This window comes from Micromonospora orduensis (assembly GCF_006228125.1).
Taxonomy (GTDB): domain Bacteria; phylum Actinomycetota; class Actinomycetes; order Mycobacteriales; family Micromonosporaceae; genus Micromonospora; species Micromonospora orduensis.
Genome location: NZ_VDFY01000050.1, coordinates 1 through 5,337, shown reverse-complemented (window position 1 = coordinate 5,337; position 5,337 = coordinate 1). Strand labels below are relative to the sequence as shown.

The following is a 5,337-nucleotide window of genomic DNA, read 5'->3' as shown; positions in this document are numbered from 1 at the left end:
CGGCGGGCACCGGCGGTGGTGCGCGGCGGCGCGGCGGGCCTGGGCGGCGGTCCGGTGCCGGCGCACACGCACAGCGAGGCCCTCGCAGTGCTCCAGCAGGCGGTCCGCGACAAGGCGCTGGTCTGGGTCGGCTACGTCGATGCCCACGGGGCAACCGCGTCCCGGCTGGTCAAGCCGGTCTCGATCGGTGCCGGGTATCTGCGCGCCGAGGACGAGCGGACCGAGATGCTGCACACGTTCGCGCTGCACCGGATCACCGCGGCGGTGCTCGCGGACTGACCGGGCGTGCCGCCGCTGGCGTGGTCGGTCAGCGGCGGCTACGGCGTACGGTGCCGATGACCGAGACGACCAGCAGCAGCGCGAAGCCGGCGCCGGCGGACTCCCCGACGGAGTCGACGAAGCCCTGCTGGAGCACCAACCACCCGAAGAGGAACCACCCGAAGAGCAGCGTGGCCGCGACGGCGTACGCGATCACGGTCGCTCGGGACACCTCGTCGGGCGGTGCCTGCTCGTACTGCGCGACCACTTCACGGTCGACCGTCATCCCCAGCCTCCCCGCCCGGTCCGGCCCTGGACTCCCAGGGTGACACTCCTGGGACCGGTGTGACAGGGGATAAAACCCCGATCCGGGTGTGTCGATCAGGTGCCGGGGCGACGGCCCACCAGGACGACCCGGGTGCCGACCTTGCCCAGCTCCCACATCCGTACGGCGTCGGCGTGCAGCAGGTTGACGCAGCCGTGCGAGCCGATCGACTTGTCGTGCAGGTAGGTGGTGGTCTCGTGGAAGCCCATGCCCTGGGTGAAGTGCTGCCAGTAGGGCAGCCACACCTCGTACGGGTCGGACCACTCCTTCGGGTTGCGGAAGTTGACGGTGTAGGTGCCGGCGGGGGTGCGGTAGCCGGACATGCCGGTACGGGTAACGGTCGGCCCCATGATCACCTTGCCGCCCCGCATCGCCCAGACGGTCTGCCGGGTCAGGTCGACGCAGAACGTGGTGCCGGTGCCGGCCTTGCAGCTGGCCGGGTTGGTGGTGGCGAGGCGCTGGGCCACGTCGTAGGTGGTGGGTCCGGCGCGACCCTCGACGGGGCGGATCCCGTACCTCTTCTGGAACTTCTTGATGGCGGCGCAGTCGGCGGCGGACTGCCGGCCGTCCACGGTCACGGCCCCGAATCCACCCAGCCGGGCCAGGTAGGTCTCCACGGCGCGCTGGTGTTGGCCCTGGGGGCAGCCGGCGACGGTCGGCGTACTCGGGCTGGCTGTCGGCGTGGGGGCCTTGCGGGTCGGTTTCGGGGTGGGTGTCCGGGAGGGTTTCGCGGTGGGCGTGGCCGGCGTGGGCCGGCCGCGCTGGTCCGGCCCGGACGTGGCGCTCGCCCCCGTTACCTGTTCCGCGGCACCGGCCGGGGCGGCTCCCCCGCCACCACTCCCGCCGGACTGCGGATCGAACGCGCACGCGCCGGCACCGACCAGCACGACCACCAGCAGGGCAACCAGCCGGAAAGTGCTCTGGACACGCCTCATGGCACCTCCCCTGGACAGTTGTCCCTTTGCTAGACGTTCGTAAGTGCCGTCCCGGTTGCACCTGGTGAGCATCTTTCTTTCGACATCCCGCACCGTGCAACACTGGATGGTCGGCCAACCGAGGAGAGGACGCTGGCGTGAGCGGTGGACCACTGATCGTGCAGTCGGACAAGACCCTGCTGCTGGAGATCGACCACCCCGACGCGCAGGCCTGCCGGATGGCGATCGCGCCGTTCGCCGAGTTGGAGCGTTCACCGGAGCACGTGCACACGTACCGGTTGACCCCGCTGGGTCTGTGGAACGCCCGGGCCGCGGGCCACGACGCCGAGGGGGTCGTCGACTCGCTGATCAAGTACTCCCGCTATCCGGTGCCGCACGCGCTGCTGGTGGACGTGGCCGAGACGATGGACCGGTACGGCCGGCTCCAGCTCGCCAACGACCCGGCGTACGGGCTGGTGCTGCGCGCGCTGGACCGGCTGGTGCTGATCGAGGTGGCCAAGAGCAAGAAGCTCGCCGGGATGCTCGGCGACAAGATCGACGACGACACGATCCGGGTGCACCCGTCCGAGCGCGGCCGGCTCAAGCAGGCGCTGCTCAAGCTGGGGTGGCCGGCGGAGGACCTGGCCGGTTACGTCGACGGTGAGGCGCACCCGATCGAGCTGGCCGAGGCCGGCAAGGACGGGCGTAAGCCGTGGACGCTGCGGTCGTACCAGCGCGAGGCCGTGGAGGCGTTCTGGGCCGGCGGGTCGGGTGTGGTGGTGCTGCCCTGCGGGGCCGGCAAGACCCTGGTGGGCGCGGCGGCGATGGCCGAGGCGAAGGCGACCACCCTGATCCTGGTCACCAACACGGTCGCCGGCCGGCAGTGGAAGCGGGAGCTGATCGCCCGCACGTCGTTGACCGAGGAGGAGATCGGCGAGTATTCGGGCGAGCGCAAGGAGATCCGCCCGGTCACCATCGCCACGTACCAGGTGCTCACCTCGCGGCGCGGCGGCGCGTTCACCCACCTGGACCTGTTCGGCGCCCGCGACTGGGGCCTTGTCGTCTACGACGAGGTCCACCTGCTGCCCGCGCCGATCTTCCGGTTCACCGCGGACCTCCAGGCCCGCCGCCGGCTGGGCCTCACGGCCACTCTGGTACGCGAGGACGGCCGCGAGGGGGACGTGTTCAGCCTGATCGGCCCGAAGCGGTACGACGCGCCGTGGAAGGACATCGAGTCGCAGGGCTGGATCGCCCCGGCCGAGTGCACCGAGGTCCGGGTGACGCTCACCGACGCGGAGCGGATGTCGTACGCGACGGCGGAGGCCGAGGAGCGCTACCGGATGGCGGCGACCGCGCGTACGAAGCTGCCGGTGGTGAAGGCGCTGGTCGACCGGCACCCGGAGGATCAGGTGCTGGTGATCGGCGCGTACATCGACCAGTTGCACCAGCTCGGCGAGTACCTCGACGCGCCGATCATCCAGGGCTCGACGACGAACAAGGAGCGGGAGCGGCTGTTCGACGCGTTCCGCACCGGCGAGATCCGCACGCTGGTGATCTCGAAGGTCGGGAACTTCTCGATCGACCTGCCCGAGGCGGCGGTGGCGATCCAGGTGTCCGGGACGTTCGGGTCGCGGCAGGAGGAGGCGCAGCGGCTCGGTCGGGTGCTGCGGCCGAAGGCCGACGGACGGCAGGCGCACTTCTACACGGTGGTGTCCCGGGACACGATCGACACCGAGTACGCGGCGCACCGCCAGCGGTTCCTCGCCGAGCAGGGGTACGCGTACACAATCGTCGACGCCGACGACGTCCTCGGCCCGTCCCTGCCGTCCTTCGACTGACGCCAACGGCGGACGGCCGACGGCCGGCGGCAGGCGGATCAGCGCCGGCCGGACTCCGCCACGAACACACCCCGCCCCGGACGGCCGACCAGCACTCCCTGCTTCCGTAGCGTCGCCACCGCACGGCTGATCGTGGATTGTGAGACGTCGTACTCGTCGGCCAGAACGCGCCCGGACGGAAGCTGTGATCCAGGCGCGTAGGTCCCGCTTTTGATCTTCTGCAACAGATCGTCGAGCAGTTCGTCCATCGTGGGCGGTATAGGCACGGGGAGCCCCTTGCAGTCGGTTGGCTCGCCCAGTATTGATCGACTCCATCGGCACAGGCAACGTATGTAACGCGGATGACATAGGTGGGTTGATGACTCAAAGACATGCTTGACATAGGTGACTCGGTGGCAATAGCGTCGCTCTCGGTGATGCGGTGCTGCTGCGGTCGGTTGGCGCCTCTCGTACCGGTCTCGCATCGCCACCGAGACCCCACCCGCCGCGCGCTCCCCCGGCGCGGCCCTGCTGCCGTACCTCCGGAACGGCTGCGGGCGGGCGGCCTCCGCCGTGCGCAACCGGCGGGGGCCGCCCCTCACCGTCGATCCCATCCGACGAAGGGCAGTCACCGTGCGCTACCCGATGAGAGGGCTGGCGAGCCCCCGCGACCCGAACCACCACCGCCCCCGATGAGCGTGCGTTGGGTGATCCACCTGCCGATCACCGCGCCGGACCTGCTGCGCGCGCGGATCTTCGCGCGTACGGCAGCTCGGGTGTTGGTCCGGCTCAGCGCGCGGGTCGAGCCGGGCGGGGTGACCGTGTCGGCGGAGGACCAGCAGGGCGTACGACATTGGGTCTTCTGTGACCGACCACTGCCCGGCGGCGCGCGGTGCGCCCTGCCGGTCGATCACCTCGCGCCGTGCGCGCGACGGCTTCGTCAGCCGTGATGGGCGACCCTCAGCGGGAGAAGCGGTCCACCAGCACCGCCAGCCGGCGGTCGTGGCCCGGGCGGCGGAGCCGGCCGCTGCGCATCAGCGTGACCAGCCCGTGCAGGCCGCTCCAGAACGTCTCGGTGAACGTCTCCAGGTCGTGGTCCCCGGCCACTGGGCGCACCGTCTCGGCCAGTTCGGCGAAGCCTCGGGCGAGGTCCGTCGGGACGTCCTGAGTGGCGAACGGCAGGTCCACGGCGAGGGTGAACATCGCGTCGTAGAGCGCGGGACGCTGCTCGGCGAACGCGACGTATGCCGCCGCGACGTCGGCGACCGCCTGTCGGGGACTGGCGGCGGAGGCCCGGGCCATGGCCAGGGCATCGGCCAACTCGGCGAAGCCCTCGACGGCGACCGCCGCCATGATGGCGTCCTTGCCCTTGAAGTGGCTGTAAAGCACGGGCTGGCTGTATTCGATCTCGGCGGCGAGCCGCCGGGTGGTGACGGCGTCCCAGCCCTCGGCCAGGGCCAGGTCTCGGGCGGCGGCGACGATGGCCCGTTCCCGTTCCGCCCGCTCGCGCTCCCGGCGCGCCTGAGTCGACATGACAATGATCCTAGCACCGCTAGCGTCGCTGTCATCGCTCTGCTAGCATTGCTCCTGCATCTAGCGGCGCTAGCAATTGGAGCGAACCATGTTGTCACCCCTCGCCTACGGGCTCGCCGTCGTACTCAGCCTCTTCGTCGCCTTCATCGGTGCGCGGTTCCTGCTGGTGCCGCAGGCCGCAGCCGCCGGGTACGGCGTACCGGCCCGGCCGGATGGCGATCCGGCCTACCTGACGGTCAAGGGCCTGAAGGACGTGACCTTCGGGTTGCTCGGCCTCGCCCTGATCGCCTTCACCACCGCCGACGCGGTCGCGTGGTTCATGCTGATCGTCGCGCTCGTCCCGCTGGGCGACACCCTCATCGTGCTCCGCAACGGCGGAACGAAGGCCGTCGCCTTCGGCATCCACTTCGCCACCGCCGCAGTGGTCCTCCTGAACGCCGCCCTGCTCTTCGCCCTGTGACCAGCGCCGGTTACGGGGTGGGGGGTCTGT

Annotated in this window: 8 protein-coding genes; 4 read left to right on the top strand and 4 right to left on the bottom strand. The window is 70.7% G+C overall.

All coding sequences use genetic code 11. From position 1 onward, the window contains the following. Positions 1-279: WYL domain-containing protein (locus FHG89_RS00615; RefSeq protein WP_139581923.1), on the top strand; the 279-nt coding region annotated here is incomplete at its 5' end. Positions 280-307: 28 nt separating this feature from the next. On the opposite strand, the gene FHG89_RS00610 is transcribed toward FHG89_RS00615, so the two are convergent. Continuing rightward, positions 308-544, bottom strand: a complete 237-nt coding sequence (locus FHG89_RS00610; RefSeq protein WP_139581922.1) for a hypothetical protein — start codon at positions 542-544, stop codon at positions 308-310. Between the two features lie 95 nt (positions 545-639). Then, positions 640-1,518: a L,D-transpeptidase family protein gene (locus FHG89_RS00605; RefSeq protein ID WP_139581920.1), complete on the bottom strand. Its 879-nt coding sequence runs from the start codon at positions 1,516-1,518 to the stop codon at positions 640-642. Between the two features lie 137 nt (positions 1,519-1,655). On the opposite strand from FHG89_RS00605, the gene FHG89_RS00600 reads away from it, so the two are divergent. Continuing rightward, a complete protein-coding gene (locus FHG89_RS00600; RefSeq protein WP_139581919.1) occupies positions 1,656-3,335 on the top strand; it encodes a DNA repair helicase XPB in 1,680 nt (559 codons plus the stop codon). 38 nt (positions 3,336-3,373) lie between these two features. On the opposite strand, the gene FHG89_RS00595 is transcribed toward FHG89_RS00600, so the two are convergent. Beyond that, complete coding sequence (locus FHG89_RS00595; protein WP_139581917.1) at positions 3,374-3,583, bottom strand: GntR family transcriptional regulator; 210 nt, start codon at positions 3,581-3,583, stop codon at positions 3,374-3,376. A 423-nt stretch (positions 3,584-4,006) separates the two neighbouring features. Here FHG89_RS00595 and FHG89_RS00590 point away from each other — a divergent pair, with 423 nt between their 5' ends. Continuing rightward, entirely contained in the window at positions 4,007-4,264 is a 258-nt protein-coding gene (locus FHG89_RS00590; RefSeq protein WP_139581916.1) for a hypothetical protein, read from the top strand. 10 nt (positions 4,265-4,274) lie between these two features. On the opposite strand, the gene FHG89_RS00585 is transcribed toward FHG89_RS00590, so the two are convergent. After that, positions 4,275-4,847: a TetR/AcrR family transcriptional regulator gene (locus tag FHG89_RS00585; protein WP_139581915.1), complete on the bottom strand. Its 573-nt coding sequence runs from the start codon at positions 4,845-4,847 to the stop codon at positions 4,275-4,277. A gap of 88 nt (positions 4,848-4,935) precedes the next feature. On the opposite strand from FHG89_RS00585, the gene FHG89_RS00580 reads away from it, so the two are divergent. Next, positions 4,936-5,307, top strand: coding sequence for a DUF4267 domain-containing protein (locus FHG89_RS00580; protein ID WP_139581914.1), 372 nt, complete (start codon positions 4,936-4,938; stop codon positions 5,305-5,307). Positions 5,308-5,337: the final 30 nt, after the last annotated feature.